We start from the raw sequence: 23,488 nt of genomic DNA, 5'->3' as shown, positions 1-23,488 counted from the left end.
AAAATTTCCTGTTCAAATCCACCGGCGCCGCGCCATGACATAGTATGACAAGGGCACCACAACCACTGTCAGAAGAGTAGACACAGCCAGGCCGAACACCAGGGATATAGCCAAGCCATTAAAGATCGGATCATTCAATATAAAGTAAGCGCCAACCATCGCCGATACTGCTGTTAGCGCAATCGGCTTGATCCGCACCGCACCGGCCTGAACGACGGCGTCTTCCAAACTCATGCCTTCGTCCAGCAACTGGCGAATAAACACCACCAGCAATATCGAGTTACGTACGATAATGCCGGCCAGCGCGATCATGCCAATCATGCTGGTGGCGGTGAATTCCCGCCCCAAAAGAGCGTGGCCCGGCATAATGCCCATCAAGGTTAGAGGTATGGGCGCCATGATCACCAGCGGTAGCAGATAAGACCGGAACTGGGCTACCAAAAGCAAAAAAATCATGAAAATACCCACGCTGTAGGCCATGCCCATATCGCGGAAAGTCTCGTAGGTAATCTGCCACTCACCGTCCCATTTCAGGGCGCCAGCTTCGGGTAAGTCCGGCTGGCGAATGAAAAACTGCTCGGGCGCGTCCGTTCGCTGTTCCAACTGGTCGACCATGGCAAACATGCCGTAGAGCGGCGAATCGATAGCGCCTGCCATGTCCGCGGTCACGTAGGTAACCGGCAACAGGTTCTTGTGATAAATCGCACCCTGCCAGCCTGCCTCACGGATGTCCGCAATACTGGCCAGCGGCACCAGTCCGCCATCGCGGCTGCGCAGATTCAGCGACAGCAAAGCCGGGGGGCGGGCTTTGTCGGCGTCTGACAGAATCACCCGGATGGGCACCGGATATTTGGCGTGGTCGTCGTGCAGATAGCTCACACCGCTGCCGCCCAGGGCAGTTTGCAATGCCATTACCACCTGCCTCTGCGACACTCCCAGGCGCGCGGCGCGGTCACGATCAACCACCACTTCCCACTGGCGGATAGGTGCTTCAAGCGTGGTGTCGATGTCTACTAGGCCGGTCACATCTTGCATACCGGCGGCCACAGAGCGCGCCAATGTTGCCCGCTGCTGCGGGTCTACCGCGTAAATCTCTGCCACCAGCGGCGACAGCACCGGCGGACCCGGCGGCACTTCCACAATTTTCACACTGGCGCCATAACGCTCGCCAATGGTGGTCAGCGGCTGGCGCAACGACTGGGCGATATTGTGAGATGGCTGGTCACGCCGGTCACCGCTACTGAAGTTGACCTGAATATCGCCCTGGTACGGGTCAGAGCGAAGATAGTACTGGCGAATCAGACCGTTGAAGTTGATCGGTGCCGCGGTGCCGGCATATGTCTGCCAGTTGTCGACGTCTTCCACCGTTTCCAGATAGTGGCCCATTTCCATCAACACCCGGGCAGTCACCTCAACCGGCGTGTCTTCGGGCATATCCACGACAACCTGCAGTTCAGATTTGTCGTCAAACGGCAGCATCTTCAGGATCACTGCCTGAAACACCGGCAGTGCGGTCGCTGCCAGAGTCAGCAGGATAACCACCGATGCCAGCAGGCCACGGCGCAAGCGATGGTCCCCTAAAAATGGCACCAGCACGCGGCTGAACAGGCCCAGCATGCGGGGGCTCACGCCTTCGGCCGAATTTTCAAAAGAGCTGTCAGAAGAACGGTCAGAGAAGCTTTCAGATTCGTGTTCCGGCTGCGCAAGATCGCCTTTTTTGTGACGCAGCAGGCGCAGAGCCAGCCAGGGCGCCACTATAAAAGCCACAATCTGCGACAGCACCATACCGGCCGAGGCGTTAATGGGAATCGGGCTCATGTAGGGCCCCATCAAGCCGCTGACAAACGCCATAGGCAGCAAGGCCGCCATAATCGTCAGACTGGCCATGATGGTGGGCGTACCCACTTCGTCCACCGCCAGCGGAATAATCTCTTTGATCGGGCGGCGCGAGTTCTGGATGCGGCGGTTGATGTTTTCGGTAATCACGATGCCATCGTCCACCAATATTCCGATGGAGAAAATCAGCGCAAACAGCGACACCCGGTTCAGGGTAAAACCCCAGGCCCAGGAAAATACCAGGGTTAGCAGCAACGTAATCAATACCGCAACACCCACAATCAACGCCTGGCGCCAGCCCATGGCGACCAGTACCAGCAGCACCACGCACAGGGTGGCCGATATTAGATCGGAAATCAGTTTGCGGGCTTTTTGCGAGGCGGTTGCGCCGTAATCACGGGTCACCAGCACCTGCACATCGACCGGCAGAACGCGATTGCGTAATTGCTCTATGCGCTGCTCAATAGCTCGGGTGATCTCCACCGCGTTTTCGCCCGGCTTTTTGGCGATGGCCAGGGTGACCGCCGGGAAGACTTGCCCAGGCTGGCCTATGAACGCCGAGTTGTTGTTATTCTGATGAGTACCCTTTTGAAAAGAACCCTGATGGGCCGGCCCAAAACCGGTCATCACGCTTTGGTCAGCAACCGTATTACCGCGGCTGACGCTGGCGACATCCTCCAGATAAACCGCCGCACCCTGATCCATACCCACAACCAGACGGCGCACTTCGTCTATTTGGGTTAGCAGCGTACCGGCCTGAATGGGGATCGATACATTGTTGCGGGTAATTCGGGCTTCCTGAGAACTGCTGTTCGCGGCCAGCAGGGCCTGTTGCAGATCGTCAACGGTCAGGCCAAAACCGGCCAACAGGGCCGGATCAAAACGGATATCCACCCGGTCGGGTATGCCGCCCACGGTGTATACATCACGGGTACCCGGCACCCGCTTCAGGGCCACTTCTAACATGTGCGCAAGGCGGGTGAGCTCCTCGCCGCTATGGCCGTGCTGTGGGTCATACAGGGTGAGTGTCATCACCGGTACATCGTCGATGCCTTTAGGTTTAACCAACGGTTGACTGGCACCCAGATTGGCGGGCAGCCAGTCCTGGTTGGAATACACCTGGTTATAAAGCCGCACCAGCGCCTCCTGGCGCGGTATGCCCACCTCAAATTGCACGGTAATCACCGCCTGGCCCTGGCGCGATACCGAATACACGTGTTTAACACCGGCAATTTCACTCATCACCTGTTCGGCAGGCGTGGCAATCGCGCTTTCCACTTCGCGGGCGCTGGCACCGGGAAACGCCACCATGATATCGGCCATGGTGACATCAATCTGCGGTTCTTCTTCTTTTGGCGTGACCACCACTGCCAGAACGCCCAGGATGATGGACAACAGCATAATCAGGGGGGTCAGGTGATTGTCCTGAAACAGTCGCGCTATGGCGCCAGATAGGCCAACCCCTGCTGAAGGGGTTGATGGCGCAGTGGGCGCAGGCTGCGAGGGAGAGCCCGAAGGTGACGTCGGTGGCAGCGACTGGCTCACAGCGCTTGCTCCTGCGCTGGCGGGATTAAAAGGAGTGCGCTACCGAGTAATTCGCTGGCATTGAGCACCACTTCCTCGCCAGCACTGACGCCCGCCAGAATTTCGATCTGGTTATCGGCTATTTTACCCGTGCGAACCTGACGCAGGCGCGGTTTGCCGTTACTATCCATCACATACACAGCGCGCAGCTCACTGTGCTGCACCAGACTGCTGGCCGGCACCAAAAGTGTTTGCGAACGGCTGACCGGCACCTCCACTTTTACCAGCATCCCCGGGAACAGCGAACCATTGGGTTCGGTGAGTGCCATGCGTAAGCGAAAGGTGTGGGTTTTTGCATTGGCGTAGGGGTAGAAGGTCATTTCGCCGGTTTTCAGTACCCGGCCGTCAGCCAGGGTAACGGTGGCCTGGCGCTCGGCGCGGGCGCTGGCGGCGTAGCGTTGAGGCAAGTCCACGACCACCCGCAGCTGCTCTAGCGATAAACCGCTTAACAGGGCCTGACCGGGACTGACCGACTCACCGATTTCCACGTGGCGTTCGGTCAGAATACCGCCGTAAGGCGCTTCAATACGGGTGTAACTGAGCTGTTCGCGGGCTTCAACCATACCCGCATCGGCACGCTCAGCGCGGGCCTGGGCGCCGGCCAGATTATTGCGGGCCTGATCAAACTCCTGGCCCGATACCAAACCGCGTTTGTGCACGCTTTCAATACGGGCGAACCGCTGTTTCGCATCCGACAATGCGGCCCGGGCTTCGTTAACGGCAGCTTGCGCCTGGCTCACCCGAGCCCGCTGTTCGCTGTCTTCCAGCTGCACAATCAGATCGCCAGGGCGAACAGAGTCGTCCACATCGAACGGCAGTTGCAATACCTTGCCGCTGGTCTGGGCTGACACCGTGCTTTGCTGCACGGCTTCAATCACGCCGTCCAGCAATACGGTTTCGGCCAAAGAGCGGCTTTCTACCGCCGCCGTGGCAAGCTCGCCAGACACAGACTGCGCTTGCGCGCTACAAGTCAAACCCCATAAGAGCACGCCCACAACAGCGCCCACATAAGCCCGTAACGGGCGGCTGATAAGCTGATTGTTCACCACCGGATACTCCTTGTTTCGCAGCTTGTTCAGCCGCAAACGCCAAATCATAAAAGTTATTACCTAATAACTGTAGGTTATCAGAATACGCCCCGCAGGGACACTGCAACCCGGCAAGGTTGGCTGACAAAAGCATAGCCCATGGCACCAGCAACAACGGCACACGGCTCGCCATAAAAAACCCCCGTGCGCAGCGTTTCGCACCGGCACGGGGTAAAATGGTCATCCACTGGCTATTAAAGCGGACAACCCCCAAATTTCATGCACTACCAGCGTGCAGTTAACGCTGCCCGAACAGTACGGCCTGGCTCATTGACACGCACGGCCTCAGGATTAAACGGATCACTGTTACTGCGGCTAACATGAGGCGCCCAGGTGTTATCAAACAGGTTGTCCAGGGCCCAATTGAAGGTCAGATATCCGGTCAAAGGATGGCTGCCTGACACATTGAACACGCCATAACCGGGCGAGGCTCCTGCGTCCAGGCCGGAAGCCAGGTCAATACGGTCCTGACGCCGCGCCAACTGCCACTGCGCTTCGATGCTGTGGCCATGCTGCTGCCAGCCCAGCGTCTGTATAAATTGCAGCGGCGGGATTTGCGGCAGGGGCCGGTTATCGTCGCGATTTTCGCCACGAACGGCGGCCAGGGCGCTGTTGCTGCTCCAGGTGCCGTCACTCCAGCCTAAATTAGCTTCCACGCCTAGCAAACGGGCGTCGATATTTTCGTAGCGCGAACAGCCACCTGACTTATTACAGCCTTCAACCCCATTTTCTTGCTTGTAACGCAATACAAAGTCCTCGACTTGATCTGCCCATACAACCGGCTTCCAGCGCCAATTGCCACTCTGGCCACTGAGCGCCAGTTCCAGTTTGTAGTGTTTCTCGGTTTCCAGCTGGGGGTTGCCTATCCAGCTATCGCTCGCCGTGCTGCGAGCAATATAGCGTTCCGTTACGCCAGGGCTGCGCACGCTTCGGCTGCCAGTCAGGGTCAGTGCCTGCTGTTGGGGCAGTCGCCATTCAGCACTGGCAAAGCCGCTGACGCTGTCGTCATTCGCTGGCATGGAGTTTACGCCGTATTCACTCTGATACAGCGTGGCCGGAGTGAGCCCCATGCCCCCAACCTGGTCCGCCTTGGTGGCGTCCATTTCCACCCGATCATAACGTAAGCCCGCACCCACTTTGGCCGCCGAGCCCAGTCGCATGAAGGCTTCTGCAAACACGCCCGCCCGCTCACGCCCCACACCTGGCCACATCAGCGAGGCCGCCATTGGCATGGCCCCGGTCACATTGAACAGCGTGGCGTCCCAGTCGTTGGTTTCGACGTCTACGCCGGCAGCCCAATCGATGCGACCCGTGGGACTTTGGTCCAGAATAAAGCGCAAGCCGCGGGTCTGGGTGGTGGAATTGGTCTGCATTTTCATCATACCCACCGGGCGCAGGCTGAAATTGTCCATGATGTGGTCAACATCGGCCTGCCAGGCCAGCAGTGACCATTCGCCCTTGGCCACAGGCGCACTCAATTCAAGGCGGTAAAGATCGGTGTCGGTTTTCGGCGCATCCATGCCGGAGCCGGCGTATTTCACATCACGTTCCTCCTGGCGACTGGTCATGGCTTTCACATAAACATCGTTCGCACTGCGCCACCCACCCTCTACCCTGCCTTCCGCGTTTTTATGGGCACTGCGCACGTCATTACCACTACCGTCTTCATAATCGTTGGCCTCGTCGTAACCGCCAGACAGCCTCAGCCAGGCATCGTCGCTGCCTACCGCGGCCGCTGCATTGGCCAATTTGCCGTTACCGTTATCCGCCCCACCCACGGTGACTTGGCCAGTGGTTGTCCGGCCATTGAATGAAGGGTCGGCTGTGGTGGCGACGATCTGGCCTCCGGCTACCGGCCCCCAGCGCAATGTCTGGTTATTGGTAAGCACTTGTAAGCTTGGCGCCAGCGCCGAGCTAAGGCGACTGGTGGGCGGGTCCATACGGTTGGGGCAGGCGCCTTCCACACGAATACCGTCTAGTAGCACATCCACCCGCTCCCGGCCTTGTCCACGTATAATCGGCTCTAGCCCTCGGCCACCCATACGCGACAGGGAAACAGCCGGGTTACTGGTCAAACGCTGTATCGGTTCACTGGCCATGCTGGCCAAACCAACGGCAGCGCGTTGGCCTTCAGTTACCCGAATTAACAGCTGTTCGGTTTCATCTGCCTGTTGGCTATGGGCTTGCAGCGGTAACAGAGTCAAGCCGCTCAATGTGCACGCAACCAGTCTGCCTAGTGGTTTTTTCCGCATTTTTGTTCCCATCCATCGGCGCATGTTCAAAATTTAATGCCAATGTTACCCAGCTAGCCGCCAGCCCGCCTGTGGCACGTTGCCGCAGCCCAAAGGAGGTACCTCGTGCGCGCGTGGCAAGCATATATCTGAGAGAAACTCTATACGTATTTTCTTGTAATAACCCATGGAATATGGTGGAATTCTACCCCTTTTTTTACATATCCTTTGATACTCACACTATTCAGGCCTTCCAAGGAGGTACTTATGAACGCACGACTGGACGAAAAACTGGAACCTATTTTCCAGGACGTTTTGCACCGCAACCCGGGCGAAACCGAATACCACCAGGCCGTTCACGAAGTTTTGGAAACTCTGGGCCCGGTACTGGTGAAATACCCCGAATTCGCCGACAAAAAAATCATTCAGCGCATTTGTGAGCCGGAACGCCAAATTATTTTTCGGGTGCCCTGGCAAGACGACAGCGGCGAGATTCAGATCAATCGAGCCTTTCGCGTTGAATTTAACAGCGCTCTGGGGCCCTACAAAGGCGGCATGCGTTTTCACCCGTCGGTTTACTTGGGCATCATCAAGTTCTTGGGTTTTGAGCAGATCTTCAAAAACGCATTGACTGGACTACCCATCGGCGGCGGCAAAGGCGGCTCGGACTTTGATCCTAAGGGCAAGTCTGATGACGAAGTCATGCGTTTCTGCCAAAGCTTGATGACCGAGCTGTACCGCCACATCGGCGAATACACAGACGTACCCGCAGGCGACATTGGCGTTGGCGGCCGCGAAATCGGCTATTTGTTTGGCCAGTACAAGCGCATCACCAACCGTTATGAGTCTGGCGTGCTGACCGGTAAAGGACTAGGCTGGGGCGGCAGCCTTGCGCGCAAAGAAGCCACCGGCTACGGCACCGTGTTCTTTACCCACGAAATGCTGAAAGCCCGTGGTGACTCTCTGGACGGCAAGCGCGTGGTGGTTTCAGGCTCTGGCAACGTCGCCATTTACGCTATCGCCAAGGCTCACGAGCTGGGTGCAAAGGTGATTGCCTGTTCCGACTCTGCCGGTATAATCGTCGACGAAGATGGCATCAACGTCGAGACGCTCAAGCGTTTGAAGGAAGTGGAGCGCCGCCGCATTAAGGCTTACCTGGAATACCACCCAAAAGCCAAATACACTGAACATGGTAATATTTGGACCGTGCCCTGCGATATTGCCCTGCCCTGTGCGACCCAGAACGAACTCAACGGCAATGACGCCAAGACCTTGGTGGAAAATGGCTGTATTGCTGTAGCCGAAGGCGCCAACATGCCGACTACGCCAGAAGGCATCCAGCTTTTCCAGGATGCTGGCTTGATGTACGGCCCGGGCAAAGCCGCTAACGCCGGTGGCGTTGCCACCTCCGGGCTGGAAATGCAGCAAAACGCCAGCCGTGATTCCTGGACCTTTGACTATACCCAGAAACGCCTGGAAGAAATCATGATCGAGATTCACAAGAGCTGCTATGAGACTTCGGTTGAGTTTGGCGCGGAAGGCGACTACGTGCTAGGCGCCAACACCACCGGTTTCATCCGGGTAGCCAAGGCAATGAATGCCATGGGCGTGATCTGATCCGCTGATATGATTAACCAGGCTGCTGGCACCTCATCCTTAACCGACCGGGTTTCAACCGGTCTTGACGGTTTGGATGAAGTGCTGGACAGCCTGCGCATTGGCGATAATGTGGTCTGGCGCGTCAGCGACCTGGCCGATTATCGCCGCTTCGTTACCCCGTTTATTGAATCGGCTACGGCCGCCGGTCGCCAAGTTATTTATATGCGATTCGGTCAGCACTCCCCTTTGGTTGCTGACAACCCTGCCGTTAACACCATTGTTATTGACGCGCTGGGCGGCTTTGAAACCTTCACCAGCGCCGTATGGCAGCTGATTGAAACCCACGGCCGCGGCGCCTTTTATATCTGTGACTGCCTCAGCGATCTGCTCAATGCCTGGGCCACAGACGCTATGGTGGGCAATTTTTTCCGGGTGGTATGCCCGCTTCTGTTCCAGCTAGACACCGTGGCCTGGTTCGCACTGCATCCCCAGCGCCACTCCCGCGCTACCTTAGACAAAATTCGCCGCACCACCCAGGTAATGATTGATGTGTATCGCCACGGCGATAACGTACAAATTCATCCGGTGAAGGCCTGGCGACGACAATCACCCACTATGTTTTTGCCTCATCGCGAGCACGACGGTCGCTTTACACCGGTAACCGACAGCAGTGACGCTACCCGCCTGCAGGCCAGTCTGGAGCAAAGCCGCAGCAACCAACAGCCGTTACTGGACCATTGGGATCGACTGTTTCAACAGGCCAGCGAAGCATTGGCGCAAAACGACCAGGGCGCTATTGTCCACTACCATCAGCTTATTTTGCCGCTGCTTATCAGTCCCGAAGAACGCATGCTCGCCTTGGCCCAAAAGTACCTGACGCTGGCCGATTTATTGAACATTCGCAGCCGCATGGTGGGCACCGGTTTTATTGGCGGCAAAGCCACCGGCATGCTGATTGCCCGTGCGATCCTGCAAAAAGACACACCGGCTCTGGGCAACCACTGCCTGGAACCCCACGATTCCAACTACCTGGCAACCGACGCCTACTACGGTTTTCTGGTACACAATGGCTTGTGGCCCGCTATCATGCGCCAGCGTTCCGCCGCCGGGTATCTGGCCGAAGCGGACGCCCTGCGGGATGGCATTCTGACCGGGAGATTTCCGCCCGACGTTCTCAGCGAACTTGAACGCTTACTGGATCACTACGGCCAATATCCGATCCTGGTACGCTCCAGCAGCCTGCAGGAAGACAGTTTTGGCAACGCTTTCGCCGGGAAATACGAAAGTGTGTTTGTAGTGAATCAGGGGCCACCGGAAGAGCGGCTATTGGCTCTGGAGAATGCCATTCGCGCGGTATACGCGTCGTCCATGAGCCATGACGCGCTGGTGTACCGCCAGCAGCGGGGCCTTGACCAGCAGGAAGAGCCCATGGCGCTGCTGATCCAGAGGGTCAACGGCCGTTTCCATGGGCAGTATTATCTGCCCGACGCAGCCGCCGTTGGAGTTTCGCGTAACACCTTCGCCTGGGATGCCGACATGGACCCGAAAGCCGGGATGGTGCGGCTGGTGATGGGGCTGGGCACTCGCGCTGTTGACCGAATTGAAGGCGACCATGCCTGCGTTATGGCGCTGGACTTCCCTACCCGCCAGCCGTTTCGCAACCCCGGTGAAAGTTATCAATTTTCCCAACACCTGGTAGACGCCCTGGACCTACACAGCGGTGAACTGGTCACCCGTCCCCTGAGCCTGCTGACAGAACAAATAGCCGATTTGCCCATGGCGCACTTGGCGGAGATAGACCGTGAAGCCAGCGAACGGGCGCGGGAACTGAAACTGGCGGAACCGGTATGGCGGCTGACATTCCGCCCACTGGTACGCAACACCGGATTTGTACCGCGCCTGACCCAGCTGCTCCATACTCTGGAAACTGCCTATCAACACCCGGTCGATGTAGAGTTCACTCTGCATCTCAATAGTCACGGCGAACCCGCCATCAACCTGGTGCAATGCCGACCTCTCGCCACACTGGGCGACACCGGAGCGGTTACCATTCCAGAAAACCTGGGCCGTAAGCACACATTGTTCCGGACTCACGGTCACTTTATGGGCGGCAACATCAAACTGCCCATTCATCGCATTATTCGGGTAGATGCGGCGCGTTACTCAGTGTTGACGATCAGCCAGCGCCACGATCTGGCGCGTCTGGTCGGCACCCTGGTAAGGGATACGCCCGAGAACCAGAAAGTGATGCTGATTGGTCCGGGCCGCTGGGGTACCAGTAGCCCGGAGCTGGGCGTACCGGTCCGTTTCGCCGATATCGCACGGGTTGCTGTCCTGGTGGAAGTAGCTGAAATGTCCGGTGACATGGTGCCGGACCTATCTTATGGCTCGCACTTTTTCCAGGACCTGGTGGAAACCGGCATTGCCTACGTCGCGCTCTTCCCGCAAGACAACCAATGCAGCTACCAGCCCGACTGGCTTGACAGCAACACCCAGCCTTTGAGCATCCCGGCCGAAGTTGCCTTATCCGAATGCCTGCAGTGGTATGATAGTGCCGACAAGCCGCTGCAACTGGCGGGCGACCTGCTCAGCCAGGTTCTGGTGTGCTACCGCCAAGAATGACTCAAAGCGCTAACGGGTAACCAACGCCCTATGGAATGGCTAACACTCTCCCAAACCGGCTTTCAAGGTGCCGCGCGCTATTTGCTGGGAATGCGCCTGGCCATAGTAACCATCATGTTACTGGCCATTGCCGTCACCGATGCTTTTATCACCTTGAGCCACCGCGCCCAGGCCCTTTTGGTGTGCCTCGCCTATGGCGTGCTGGCCACCCTGGCCTGGCTGTGGTTCACCCGTCGCCCGCCTCAATCCATACCGCCGGTCACCATGACGCTTGGGCTCGATCTGTTGTTAATAGGCTGCTGGCTTTATAACACCGGGGGCTACACCAACCCACTGGTGTCATTGCTGTTGTTGCCTCTGGCCATCGCCTTGGTGCTGGTGCCTTTGAATCACGCCATTGGCCTGACCATAGGCAGCGTGCTGATATATTCACTGCTAATGCTATGGCACCAGCCCATCAGCTCCGGCGCCGTTTCCAGCATGGCCCACGACCACGGTGCAAACCTGGCCCAGCTGCATTTAATAGGCATGTGGGTTACGTTTGTGCTGACGGCGGTTATTCTGGTACTGGCGGTTGGCACCCTGGCGCACCAGCTGCGGCGCCAGCAATTGCGGCTGTCCCAAAGCCGGGAAACCCGCCTGCGGGATGAACAGATTATTTCGTTGGGGCTGTCATCCGCCGCTATTGCCCATCGCTTGGGTACTCCGATGAACACGCTAACGCTGCTGGTCGAGGAGCTTAAAACCCTGCCACCCGACGCCGATCTCAGTGCCGACCTGGAGCTGATGTCGTCGCAGCTGGCGCTCTGCAGCCACCATTTACAACAGTTGTCTGCCTCCGCCATGCAAGCCAAACTGTCGCAGTTGGAAACCCTTCGGCTAGAGCAGTGGCTGCAACGCCTGCAGGAATCCACAACCTTGCTCTGGCCAGAGGCGAACATACACTGGCAACGACCGTTTCCGCCGCGTAACGTGCAGGTAGATGCCACTCTGGACCAAGCCGTGCTGAACCTGCTGGCCAATGCCATTACTGCCAGCCCGCAATGGGTTGCCGTCAGCGCACAAGCCCCCGACCCAAACTGGGTAGAAATCATTGTGGAAGATCAGGGTGCCGGCCTGGCATCGGCGCTGCTGGATTCACCCGGCGCCAGCATCGTAAATTCCGAAACCGGCATGGGCGTTGGGTTGTTTTTGTCTAACGCCACCATCGGCCGCCTTGGTGGCAAGCTGAAGGCGCGCTCAAACGGCGCCGATGGACGCGGCACCACCATGATCATTGAGTTGCCGGCCGCGGAGTATTCTCTATGAACAAGCAGATGAACAAGCCGTTATGAGCAACCAACCACTGTGGTTATTGATTGACGACGACGAAGCGTTTTTGCAGGTGCTGCAACGCTCACTGTTACGCCAGAACATCGAAGCCACAACCGCACAAACGGCCCAACAAGCAATCGCAGCGCTCGCCGACCGACACTTCAGCCACTGCGTTCTAGACCTTAACCTGGCTGGCGAAAGTGGGTTACAGTTGCTGCCTGAGTTGCTAAACTGCAAGCCGCGCCTGGCCGTTCTGGTGTTAACCGGTTACGGCAGTATTGCAACTTCGGTTGAGGCCATGCGTCGCGGTGCCGTGAATTATTTGTGCAAACCGGTAACCGTGAACCAGCTGATTGCCGGTTTTGAATTCCTGAACAAAGCGCCGGAGGTACGGTCGGAACCGCCTTCGGTGGAGGAAATGGAGCGCGAACACATACAGCGCGTTCTTGACGAGCACGACGGCAACATATCCGCCACAGCAAGAGCGTTGCACATGCATCGCCGGACGCTTCAGCGCAAGCTGCAGAAGCACTCCCATTGGCGCAACTGAGAGCAAGCTTTGCGTCTATCACCACACTTAGCAATCGTTTTTCCAAAAAGCATATGGTGCAACCGACTGCAAAAGGTAACCCTGTCAGGCTATGAAATATCCGCAGCTCCCGAATCTGAGCGACAACTCACAACATCTTTCTGGCATCGCTCTGGTTGCGGCATTGAGCCAGAACACAGCCTTGTTGCTGGATGAAAACGCCCGAATCGTGTGGGCAAACACCGCATTTGAAAAAATAGCCGGGCGCTCCCTGGCCAGCGTAAAAGGCGCCCGCCCGGCGGAATTTCTGTACGGGCCAGGCACCGACATCAACAGCATACGGTTTATCCGGCGGCGCATGCTGCAGCGCACGCAGTTCGATATTGACCTGCAAGTCTACAACAGCAAAAAACACCCATTCTGGGTTCATTGCCAGTGCATTCCAGTGGGTAAAATCGAAGGCGTTGCGCCCGGCTTTATCATTATTCAGAGTGACATCTCTGCCACCAAGGCAGCCCAGCGTAGCCTGCGCATTGCCGACAGCATGTTCGAACAAAGCTGCGAGGGCATTCTGATCACCGATGAAAACAACGTCATTGTGGACGCCAACCCGGCGTTTTCACAGATTACCGGTTACTACCACAACGAAGTGATTGGCCAAAATCCGCGCATATTGAGTTCGGGCCGCCAATCTGCAGATTACTACCAGACTCTGTGGAGTTCTCTGCTTACCCGCGGTTATTGGCGAGGCGAAGTGTGGAATCGGCGCAAAAACGGAGAAGAATATCTGGAATTGCTGTCAATCCAAAGGGTAAAATTAAGCGACGGTAACGGTTATTATCACATCGCATCCTTCTCTGACATTACCGCCCTGAAAAATCACGCCAAAGATCTGGACCGCGCCACCCATTACGATACCCTGACCGGCTTGCCCAACCGCCAGCTGGCCAATCAGCGGCTTGAAGCAGCCTGCCTGCACGCAGCCATGCAGCAGCGACAGTTGTGGATAGTGTCTATGGATCTGGACGGCTTCAAAGCCATCAATGACCAGCACGGCGTTAATATTGGCGATCGCGCACTGCGCATTTTGTCAGAAAGACTGGCCTCACAACTTCCGCCCGGCGACATTGTGGCGCGCGTGGGTGGCGACGAGTTTCTGCTGGTTATTCAGCGGCCGCGCGATGAAAACAGCTGCCAGTACCTGCTGGACATTGTGCGCGAATCGATGGTCATCAATGGCGACACCCTAAAGCTGTCAGCAAGCTTGGGCGTTACCCGCTATCCCGAAGACAACACCGACGCGGAAGGCCTGATTCGTCACGCCGATCAAGCCATGTACCTGGCCAAAGAAAAAGGTCGCAACCTGATTCACCAATTCGATCCACTGCTGAACGAGCATCTGCAAAAGCGCCGTGACCAGCTTACGGATATTTCCCGCGGCTTAGCCCAGAATGAATTCGAGCTGTTTTATCAGCCGCAAATCCGGCTAAATGATAGCGCGTTAATCGGCCTGGAGGCGCTGATCCGCTGGCACCACCCCGAGCGAGGTCTACTATTACCCAGCGCATTTTTACCCGATGTTGAAAACAGTCATCTGGACGTACCCCTGGGCAAATGGGTCGTCCACCGGGCACTGGAGACTCTGCAAGGCTGGCGCAAACAGGGGTTTGACGATATCGGCGTGAGTATTAACATGAGCGCTACTTTTCTTAGCAACTGGCATTTTCTTGAATTTATCGCGGCGGAGTTAGGTCGGTTTCCCGATCTACCAGCGCATCTGATTACCTTGGAAGTGCTGGAATCTTCGGCTTTGGACGACATCCATCAGGTGCGCCAGATGCTGGATTGTTGTCGTGAACTCGGTTTGACACTGGCGTTAGACGATTTTGGTACCGGATTTTCATCGCTGACCTACATGCGAACCTTACCGGTCAATATGATTAAAATTGACCGCAGTTTTGTCAGCGGCATGCTGGACAACCCGAACGACAAAGCGATTGTAGAAAGCATTATGTTTCTGTGCCAACGTTTTGACCTTAACGTGCTGGCGGAAGGCGTGGAAACACCGGAACAGGCAAATATGCTGAAAACGTTAGGCTGCGATAGCATTCAGGGTTTCGGCGTGGCGCGGCCCATGGCCAGCGATACGGTATTGCCATGGGTGCGGCGCTGGCAACAAAAGAATCAGTGCCTGACCACGCACATAGCGGCCATTAACACCGCACCGTAGCAGCCTGGCCACCCTTGCATTGACCTCTGGCAACAAAGCCGCGGCTCAACGATAGCGGCGCTGATCCAGCGTGGTCAGGCGATCCGGATGGAACACCATTAGCCCTGTTACAAACGCGCCGTTGGCAAAGCCCTCCGGAATCATGAACAAGGGAAGATAGCTAAGGTATTCATACACCAGCTCGGCAAAGGTGTACACGCCGCTGGTCCATAGCATCAGACACATCACCACGCCGGCCACTGCCACCGAAATGGCCGAACCGAAAAATCCGCAGACAAAAATATACGCAAAGAAATTGTTGAAGTCGCGGTGGCGCTCCCACAGCATGATGGCGTAACTGACCAGCGCAGGCACCATCACTGTTATCAGTCCATTGGCAGCAAACATAACCAGCGGTTCACGGCCAGTGATCACTGTAATCATCAGTGCCAGCAAACCCGCCAATACGGCCAGACCCCAGCCCAACATCAAGGTAACCAGGGTAATGCCAAATACGTGAATAGACAGCCCCGGTGATATGCCAGCGCGCAACTGCCACACAAACCCGAGCACCACGGCGGCGCCGAAGAAAGTGTGCTGCAACGAGGTGTCTTGCCGTAGCTTATGCCAGTCGACACTGCGCACAGCCGCCAGCAAAATAACGGCGAATAGCAACGCCGTAATCACCCATTGGGTGGTAGAAAGCAGGTTCTCAGTCATACCCATGTGTCTGGCCCATCTGCGTAGTCAGCGGCGACCGGATACCTGCCGTGCTGATCTCTATCGGCTATGAATCATTGTTTTTGGCGCCCGTTACCAGCGCTTTCCAGCCCTCATGGGCGCTCAAAAATATGCCACCACTCAAGTGCTGACAAAACTCCGTGCGTTTAAGCCGGTCCATCACCGGCCCTTTTACATCTGACATGTGCAACCGCACACCGGCATCTATCAGGCGCTCGTTAATCGTCTCAAGGCTTTCAAGCGCCGAAGCATCTACCAGATTCACTGCCGGGCACACCAGCACCAAATCCGTCAGCTGTGGTTCGCGGTTCACAATATCCAACACCGTTTCTTCCAGGAATCGGGCGTTGGCAAAGTACAGGCTTTCGTCTACCCGTAAAAATGTCACCGTCGGGCATACGTCTACTTTATGGCGCAACACATTACGAAAGTGCTCGCTGCCTGGCACCCGACCAACCACGGCGCAGTGGGGTCGGCTGGTACGATATAAAAATAGCCCCAGAGACAAGGCCACCCCGGTGATAATACCAGCCTCTACACTGTGCCCCAAAGTCAACACAATGGTGGCAAGCATGGCACCGAAATCGGTGCGTGAATAGCGGAAAGTGCGCCTCAGTGCCGGAATATCAATCAACGTAGACACCGCCACTATGATCGTCGCCGCCAGCGTGGCCTGCGGCAACCAGGCAATGGCCGGGGTCAGGAACAGGGTGGCCACCGCAATACCCACCGCCGTGTAGATTCCGGCCGCCGGCGTTTCGGCACCAGCGTCAAAATTCACCACTGAACGGGAAAACCCGCCGGTTACCGGCATGCCACCAGAGATACCCGAACCCAGATTGGCCGCGCCCAGCCCGATCAGTTCCTGATCGGGGTCAATCCGTTGGCGGCGTTTGGCCGCCAAGGTTTGGCCTACCGACACCGACTCCACAAACCCGACCACGCTGATCAGTAAAGCGCTCACTGCCAACTGCTGCCAAAGCACCCAGTCGGCTTGTGGCCAGGCTAACTGTGGCAGCCCGGAAGGAACATGCCCTACCAGCTTTACCCCCTGAAGCTGCAACTGCCAGAACCAGGCCGCCAGGGTGGTTAACACTACCGCCAGAATGGGCGCCGTTTTGGTAGCCACATCGGCCAGCCGCGGTGCCATCCCTAACGCCAACAAGACAGGTTTAAGGCGAGTACGCGCCAACATCAAAAACACCAGCGTACTCACACCCACCGCCATCGTAACCAGATTGATGTCACTCGCCGATGCCCAAAGCGAACGGCCTATATTAAACAGGTTATGGCCTGACCCGGTTATCCCGAACACGTGCTTGAACTGGCTCGCTGCGATCACAATGCCGGAAGCCGTGATAAAGCCCGAGATAACCGGATGGCTAAGAAAGTTGGCCAGAAAACCCAGGCGTAACACACCCATTAAAACCAGCATCAACCCCGACATCAACGCCAGCACAACGGCGCCCATGATGTATTCAGCACTACCGGCCTGCGCCAGAGGCGCAAGCGCCGCCGCGGTCATCAGCGACGCAACGGCGACCGGGCCCACCGACAAGGTACGGCTGGTGCCAAAAAGCGCATATAACACCAGCGGCAATATACTGGCGTACAAGCCAATATGAGCAGGCAAACCTGCTAGCAAAGCGTAGGCCAATGACTGCGGTATCAGCATTACCGTGACAATCAGTGCTGCCACCAAATCGCTGCCTGCCTGCTGGCGATTATACTGCTTGCCCCACCGCAATACGGGCAGGTAACGGGATAGGTTCATCAGCAGCTCAGAACAGGTTTAGAGGAATTTTCAAATAGGCCTGTCCGTTTTCTTCCGCTGGGGGCAATTCGCCGGCGCGCATATTAATCTGCACCGAAGGCAGAATCAGCCGTGGCATATCCAGGGTGGCGTCACGTTCATTGCGCATAGTTGCGAAGTCGTCTTCGCTGATTCCGTTATGCACATGAATGTTGTGCTCGCGCTGCTCCACAACGGAAGTTTCATGGGCGTAGATCTCTCGGCCGGGCGCCTTGTAATCATGGCACAGGAACAGACGGGTTGTGTCTGGCAAGGCCAGAACCCGTCGAATTGAGCGGAACAATACATGGGCATCGCCACCGGGAAAATCGCAGCGCGCCGTACCGTAGTCCGGCATGAACAGCGTATCCCCCACAAACGCCGCATTGCCGACAACATACGTCAGGCAGGCGGGCGTGTGGCCGGGCGTATGCATAACCTGAGCCTGCAACCCACCAATAGCGAAACTGTCGTTGTCTTTAAACAGCCTGTCGAACTGACTGCCGTCACGGGCGAATTCCGATCCGGCGTTAAACGCCTTGCCGAAAATCTCCTGCACCTGGCAAATATGTGCGCCAATGCCGGTTTGCCCGCCCAAGTGCGCGTGCAGATAAGGTGCCGCCGACAAGTGGTCTGCGTGCACGTGGGTTTCCAGAATCCACGCCACCTGTAAATTGTGCTCGCGCACATAGGCAATAATAGCGTCTGCACTGGCCGTGCTAGTGCTGCCCGCGGCGTAATCAAAATCCAGTACCGAATCGATAATGGCACAGGCCTTAGACGCCGGGTCTTGCACCACATAACTGAAGGTATTGGTGGGCTCGTCAAAAAAATGCTGAACGGTTGGATTGGTCGTGGTCATTACTAAACTCCTTTCGAATTCGCAGATATCGAACCTCTGAATAGGCTCTAAGCATATACTACGATGGAATATATAATGAAGTGCTGTTTTCTTCTAAGCAGCCCAGCTGACAGAAGAATGTTGTGGCCACAAGGTCCAGGGCCATCAGACACAATACCTATCTTAAGCATTTTAACTGAGGCGTTACGGCCACTGAAGCATAACGCCACACCCAGCGCAGCCAATCCGGTATTATCCCCGGTCTGACTCACATACGGAGTTCGCTTTGACTGGCCCAGATCCCACACAGAAAAAGACCACAACAGCCGCTGCCCGCGAGTGGCAGGCCTTCTGGCTGGCCGTCGGATTTTTAACCCGCATACCCATGCTGGTATCGATTGATTATTCCCAAAAAATGATGAATCAGTGCAGCGTGTACTTTCCACTCGTCGGTTTGTTGCTAGGCGCCTTGTACGTCGGATTGTTTGCGCTACTCGGGCTGTTTTGCAGCCCGCTGGTCAGCGTTCTGCTGGTGCTGTGTTTTCATCTGTTCATTACCGGCGCTTTTCACGAAGACGGGCTGGCCGATAGCGTCGACGCGTTTGGCGGCGGCTATACCGTTGAAAAGCGCTTGGAAATCATGAAAGACAGCCGCATTGGCACCTATGGCACAGTCGCGCTCGTACTGGCGTTAGCGCTTAAAGTCGCCCTGCTGGTGGAAAGCCATCACATCATGCTGGCGCTGCTTTTGGCTCCTGCCATCAGCCGGCAAACACCACTTTTGTTAATGTCATTCCTGAATTACGTGACCGATCCCGACAAAAGCAAAAGCAAACCGGTGGCCGAAGGCTTTTCCCGCCGGCGGCTTTGGTGCAGCAGTGGGTTTACCCTACTGGTGGCTTTGCTGTTCAGCGCCTGGCTGCCGGGCTTATGGCTGCTGGCACCGGTGGCGGTGATTGGGGTTGCTCTGCTGTGGGGTTGGTATCTGAAGCGCCAGCTAGGCGGCTATACCGGCGACGCGCTGGGGGCCAGCGTGGTGTTTTGTGAGCTGGTGTTGCTATTGGGGATGTAGGCATTGCATTGACTCCCAATATCACGCCCTTATAGTAGATTGACTTTTAACAGGGATAAGAGAAAGGAATCAACGAACCTGTGTCACCTCCAGAAAAATCCGTCGTCGAAATAGTCGAAGTTATCCGTCGCTCAGAGCAAGGTATAACTCACCCATTTATTTGTCGTGGTGACGACGATAATACGTATTTCGTGAAAGGAGTTGGTGCAGGCAGAGACAGTCAGATCAAGGAATGGATCGCGGGCAATCTTGCGCTAAGCTTTGGTATACCTATAGCGCCGTTTAGCATTGTTTACGTGCCAGAAGAGTTAATCGAATTACTTTCAGTCGAACATACTCATGATCTTGGTACTGGCCCGGCTTTCGGCTCCGTTGAGCAAATGGTGACAGAACTGTCGTACTCTCAAGTTAGCAGCATCCGCCCGGAGGTTAGGCGCGCCGTCCTGTTTTTTGACTGGTGGATTTTTAATGCAGATCGCATGCTGACAGAGAGCGGGGGAAATCCGAACCTGTTTTGGGGGCCCGGCACCCAGCGCTTAGTGGTCATTGATCATAACCAAGCTTTTGATTCAGAGTTCTCTAACGATGATTTTTTTAAACTTCATATATTTAAAGATTGCGCACCTGGTATCTTCGATGACTTGTTAGAACGAGACCACTATACTTTAAGAGCAGAGCAGGCCCTTCACAACTGGCAGTCTATTGTGAATCGTATTCCAGAAGAATGGCTCTATAGCGACCAGGAAATGACGATGAAAACCAACCTGAACCTGGACTTATTGCTTGAAAATCTTCAACGCTTCAACAACGGGGACTTCTGGAGCAGAAAATGACTAGGTTCGCGTGTCAATACGCCATAGTGCGATTTATGCCTTACATTGAAACCGGCGAGTTTGCCAATGTCGGTGTATTGTTGTGGATACCAAAAACACGCAGCTTGAGCTTCAAGTTATTGCGTCGAAAATACGCCCGGATTACCCAATTTTTTGAAGAGTTGGACAAAGCCGTTTACCTGAAAACCATGGCTAATATAGAGGCAGAACTGCTTAGAATTCAAAGTATGCTGCTTCACAACAAAACCACCGAGTTTAGTGGTGACGGCATGGAATACGGCTTCCATAACGGCATATTTGACGAGCTGATTCGCCCCAGAGAAACCATCGCGCGATTCAGCGAGCGGCGCAGCATTCTTTCTGAAGATCCACAAAAAACCCTGCAAGAGTTATTCAATTATTACGTTGGCCGGAACTTTGTAACTAGGGAATACCAGGAAACTATTCTGGAAAAAGGTATCAAAAAACTACTTGAACAAAGCAACCTGGCTCGCCACTTTTCAAAACGGAAAGTTGAAGATCATCTGTACAGCGTCACATTCCCCTTTGTCGAACAAGACGACGATAAAGCGATTAAGGTTATAAAACCCTTATTTCTCGGGCAAGCGGACTCTACAGCAATTATCGAGCACGGCGGTCACTGGAAGCTAAAGGTGAACCAGCTGAGGAAGCGTAACTTGCTTCATGGCCCAGTTTTATTCCCGGTTAAAGGGCCTGAAGACGTTCCCCCTTCAGACATCAGGTTTCAGGCATTCGAAGAAGCACGGGATTCTCTGGCGGACGATGCCATTGAGGTGGTGCTATACAATGAAAAAGCCAGAATTCTGGAGTTCGCCGCTCATTAGTCGTTAAGCGCCACTTCAAGATCCGCTGCTGGCCTGGTTTTGTTTGGAATGCTGCTTGAAATTTTCCGCCTGCTCAAAAATCTCTTTGTACACCTCGTCACGATCCACCGGCGGGTAGCCGTGTTTTGCCAGCAGCAGAATCAGGCCAACTTTCAATTCCGCCTTGATGTCCTCGCGCTGGTTCCAATCGGTGTACTTCACCTTTTCCTGCACCACGACCTTCACCGCTTTCGCCAAGGGTAACAGCTTGTCTTCGGCATAGCTGAAGTCGTACTTGATGGCCAGGTCTTTCAAAATGTCGTAAAAGGCTTTCTCTTCAAGATCAATGCCCAGCTCCTCAAAAGAACCGAGTTCCTGCTTCAGCGCCTGAATCAAATCCATGTAGCGGTCAATGATGGTATCGGTGAAATCTTCCAGAACATTGCCGACTAACACATCGTCTTCCTTGCGCTCGTTGTAATGTGAAGCTCTTGCCGCAGCCGGTTGCGCCAAAGTATGTGCCGCCCTTGCCATCGCCTTCAGGCTTTCGGTGTTGCAGAATATTGGCATACAGCTTATTCGCGGCGTAAAACTGCGGGTAACGGCACACCACTTTTACTTCCTGCTTGGACACATCCGGAAAGTAGATAAAGTGTCGAATCACCTGGCGCAGCCGATCCTGATTGACCAGCCCTCAAACATGGTGTGCAGGCTATTAATGCCGTCTTGCCCAATAATTTCGTTGCCGGTTACCTTGCGCCAGGTATAGAAAAACTCATAGGGCGCAAACAGCGAGCCCATCTTGCTGTTCACCCCGTCGCTGATCACGCACAGGGCGTTGTATTTCATCAACTGGGGAATATCCCGGGTGTAGCGGGTGGTCAGCTGCACGTAGGCGTCGTGAAGGGTGGCTTCTTCGCGCACCGCGCTTTTAAACTCAAAAACCACCAGCGGCAGGCCGTTGATGTAAAGCACGGCATCGGGAATGCGCTTCTCGCTGCCGGTGATTTCCATCTGGTTCACCAGCTTGTAAATGTTGCGCGGGCCGCCGTAGTTTTCCGGCACTTCCGCCGCCAGCGTGAGCACTTCCCCCTCACGGGGCAGGCGCATCTTGGCCAGACCTTGGTAGTCAATCAACTGGATATATAGATCTTTGCGGCTACGGTCTTCCCGTTTCAACAAGAAGCCGTCCGCGACCAGTTTATGAATGGTTTTGTTGGATTCATATAAGTCCAGCGCAGGCAGGCTTTCCAGCCGGCGAATGATAGAAGCGACCTCCGCCCCGGTAATGTGACCGGCTGAATAACGCTGTGTCAAAAACGCCGCTAAATCGGCTTTAATCAGCACATCGGAGGGTTCGCGCACAAGTGAAGAACCGGGGCAATAGGGATAACCCTGAGCCTGCAGCAGTTCGATGATGGCTTGTTCCAGCCGTGCCTCATTAAAGCCCATTACTTACTCCGTAAATTCAACACATTACACACTTACAAACGCAATATTGCACAGACGGCGTAACAAACCAACTTGCTTCTCCATGAGAGAGTGGGCCCTGGCTTTGCGATAAAGGATCAGGGTTGCTCAGCAGATGGTTTTATTCGGCGACTTCGCAAAATGGCCACCCTCGTTTGAGCGATAGCTGAATGAAGCTGTATACTGCTTTGAGCAGAGGAGATAAAACATGAGCGCTCAATTATCACCAATCGTGTCCGAATTCGAGACCGAGGAACAAGCGGCCAGCTATGATCGCTGGTTCCGCGCCAAAGTGCAGGAAGCGATGAGCAGCACAAAGCCAAAACTGGCACATGACGAAGCCATGTCGAAGGTGCGGGCTGAGCTTGAAGAACGCAGGAAAGCCCGTGCTAACCGTCCGCTGGTCTGAGGAAGCCACCAGCGACCTGATTGAAATCATCGATTACATTGACGAACGCAACCCCATTGCGGCGTGGTCTTTACACTCGGAAATATTGCGCACCGTAGAAGGCCTTCCGGCAGCGCCTCTGATCTTCAGAGGCGGGCGAGTAACCGGCACTCGCGAGGCGGTTGTCCACCCAAATTACCTTGTGATCTATCAGGCGGGCGTCGAGTTCATCGATATCCTGAGAGTTCTGCACGCACGGCAGGAATACCCTTAAGGTTTTCCTGCTCTTCAGGCGCTCCCACGCCTCTCCCGTTGGCTCTCCCATGAACCTGATCATGAATCAGAGCACCTCGGCGATTTGCTGCTAGCCTTCGGGGATGCGGAGTTCGCCGGATAGGAGTTTGGGGAGGAGGGTGTCTCTCAACGTTATAAGGGCCTCGTTCGCTGCATCTACAGTCTTTTTTCTGCTTGTTATCGCTGAAATCTGTTTAGTGTATTCCTCTAGCGCTTGCAGC

General features: G+C 55.5%; 18 protein-coding genes. 10 read left to right on the top strand and 8 right to left on the bottom strand.

All coding sequences use genetic code 11. The annotated features are described in order from the left end of the window. Positions 1-12: 12 nt before the first annotated feature. The 3 genes from MIH19_RS01585 to MIH19_RS01575 all read right to left on the bottom strand — a co-directional run bounded on the left by MIH19_RS01585 (position 13) and on the right by MIH19_RS01575 (position 6,760). Complete coding sequence (locus tag MIH19_RS01585) at positions 13-3,381, bottom strand: efflux RND transporter permease subunit (RefSeq protein WP_249007246.1); 3,369 nt, start codon at positions 3,379-3,381, stop codon at positions 13-15. Continuing rightward, positions 3,378-4,469: an efflux RND transporter periplasmic adaptor subunit gene (locus tag MIH19_RS01580; RefSeq protein WP_349292886.1), complete on the bottom strand. Its 1,092-nt coding sequence runs from the start codon at positions 4,467-4,469 to the stop codon at positions 3,378-3,380. Before MIH19_RS01580 ends, MIH19_RS01585 begins: the two co-directional genes overlap by 4 nt. 263 nt (positions 4,470-4,732) lie before the next feature. Then, on the bottom strand, positions 4,733-6,760 hold the full coding sequence (locus MIH19_RS01575) for a TonB-dependent receptor (RefSeq protein WP_249007244.1): 2,028 nt from the start codon (positions 6,758-6,760) through the stop codon (positions 4,733-4,735). 246 nt (positions 6,761-7,006) lie between these two features. Between MIH19_RS01575 and gdhA the strand changes: the two genes are divergently transcribed. The 5 genes from gdhA (at position 7,007) to MIH19_RS01550 (ending at position 15,033) form a co-directional block, all read left to right on the top strand. Next, complete coding sequence (gdhA, locus tag MIH19_RS01570) at positions 7,007-8,356, top strand: NADP-specific glutamate dehydrogenase (RefSeq protein WP_249007243.1); 1,350 nt, start codon at positions 7,007-7,009, stop codon at positions 8,354-8,356. Positions 8,357-8,365: 9 nt separating this feature from the next. Beyond that, a complete protein-coding gene (locus MIH19_RS01565) occupies positions 8,366-10,960 on the top strand; it encodes a PEP/pyruvate-binding domain-containing protein (protein ID WP_249007242.1) in 2,595 nt (864 codons plus the stop codon). 30 nt (positions 10,961-10,990) lie between these two features. Next, positions 10,991-12,268, top strand: coding sequence for a HAMP domain-containing sensor histidine kinase (locus MIH19_RS01560; protein WP_249007241.1), 1,278 nt, complete (start codon positions 10,991-10,993; stop codon positions 12,266-12,268). A 22-nt stretch (positions 12,269-12,290) separates the two neighbouring features. Next, positions 12,291-12,824, top strand: coding sequence for a response regulator (locus MIH19_RS01555; protein ID WP_249007240.1), 534 nt, complete (start codon positions 12,291-12,293; stop codon positions 12,822-12,824). Positions 12,825-12,915: 91 nt separating this feature from the next. After that, positions 12,916-15,033, top strand: coding sequence for a bifunctional diguanylate cyclase/phosphodiesterase (locus tag MIH19_RS01550; RefSeq protein ID WP_249007239.1), 2,118 nt, complete (start codon positions 12,916-12,918; stop codon positions 15,031-15,033). Positions 15,034-15,078: 45 nt separating this feature from the next. Here the strand turns inward: MIH19_RS01550 and MIH19_RS01545 are convergent, their stop codons facing one another. The 3 genes from MIH19_RS01545 to MIH19_RS01535 all read right to left on the bottom strand — a co-directional run bounded on the left by MIH19_RS01545 (position 15,079) and on the right by MIH19_RS01535 (position 18,407). After that, entirely contained in the window at positions 15,079-15,738 is a 660-nt protein-coding gene (locus MIH19_RS01545) for an energy-coupling factor ABC transporter permease (protein WP_249007238.1), read from the bottom strand. 61 nt (positions 15,739-15,799) lie between these two features. Next, a complete protein-coding gene (sulP, locus tag MIH19_RS01540; protein WP_249007237.1) occupies positions 15,800-17,527 on the bottom strand; it encodes a sulfate permease in 1,728 nt (575 codons plus the stop codon). A 7-nt stretch (positions 17,528-17,534) separates the two neighbouring features. Continuing rightward, complete coding sequence (locus tag MIH19_RS01535) at positions 17,535-18,407, bottom strand: MBL fold metallo-hydrolase (protein ID WP_249007236.1); 873 nt, start codon at positions 18,405-18,407, stop codon at positions 17,535-17,537. 265 nt (positions 18,408-18,672) lie between these two features. On the opposite strand from MIH19_RS01535, the gene cobS reads away from it, so the two are divergent. From cobS to MIH19_RS01520, 3 genes are all read left to right on the top strand, one after another. Continuing rightward, positions 18,673-19,458, top strand: a complete 786-nt coding sequence (gene cobS / locus MIH19_RS01530; RefSeq protein ID WP_249007235.1) for an adenosylcobinamide-GDP ribazoletransferase — start codon at positions 18,673-18,675, stop codon at positions 19,456-19,458. Between the two features lie 80 nt (positions 19,459-19,538). Then, positions 19,539-20,291 (top strand): HipA family kinase, encoded by a 753-nt coding sequence (locus MIH19_RS01525; protein ID WP_249007234.1) that lies wholly within the window; start codon positions 19,539-19,541, stop codon positions 20,289-20,291. Next, positions 20,288-21,136 carry a DUF3037 domain-containing protein gene (locus MIH19_RS01520; RefSeq protein ID WP_249007233.1) on the top strand — a complete coding sequence of 283 codons (849 nt, stop codon included), beginning with the start codon at positions 20,288-20,290 and terminating at the stop codon, positions 21,134-21,136. The genes MIH19_RS01525 and MIH19_RS01520 overlap by 4 nt, the downstream gene beginning before the upstream one ends. 15 nt (positions 21,137-21,151) lie before the next feature. Here the strand turns inward: MIH19_RS01520 and MIH19_RS01515 are convergent, their stop codons facing one another. Both MIH19_RS01515 and MIH19_RS01510 read right to left on the bottom strand, forming a co-directional pair. After that, the gene (locus MIH19_RS01515) at positions 21,152-21,685 is read right to left on the bottom strand and encodes a type I restriction enzyme endonuclease domain-containing protein (RefSeq protein ID WP_249007232.1); all 534 of its coding nucleotides are present in this window, start codon (positions 21,683-21,685) and stop codon (positions 21,152-21,154) included. A 90-nt stretch (positions 21,686-21,775) separates the two neighbouring features. Beyond that, entirely contained in the window at positions 21,776-22,567 is a 792-nt protein-coding gene (locus MIH19_RS01510) for a type I restriction endonuclease (RefSeq protein ID WP_249007231.1), read from the bottom strand. A gap of 226 nt (positions 22,568-22,793) precedes the next feature. Here MIH19_RS01510 and MIH19_RS01505 point away from each other — a divergent pair, with 226 nt between their 5' ends. Further along, positions 22,794-22,994: a stability determinant gene (locus tag MIH19_RS01505; protein ID WP_249007230.1), complete on the top strand. Its 201-nt coding sequence runs from the start codon at positions 22,794-22,796 to the stop codon at positions 22,992-22,994. After that, a complete protein-coding gene (locus MIH19_RS01500) occupies positions 22,972-23,247 on the top strand; it encodes a type II toxin-antitoxin system RelE/ParE family toxin (protein ID WP_249007229.1) in 276 nt (91 codons plus the stop codon). Before MIH19_RS01505 ends, MIH19_RS01500 begins: the two co-directional genes overlap by 23 nt. Positions 23,248-23,488: the final 241 nt, after the last annotated feature.

The sequence above is a fragment of the Marinobacter sp. M1C genome (genome assembly GCF_023314135.1).
Lineage (GTDB): Bacteria > Pseudomonadota > Gammaproteobacteria > Pseudomonadales > Oleiphilaceae > Marinobacter.
The sequence above is the reverse complement of the archived record's forward strand: the minus strand, read 5'-3'. Positions and strand labels throughout refer to the sequence as shown.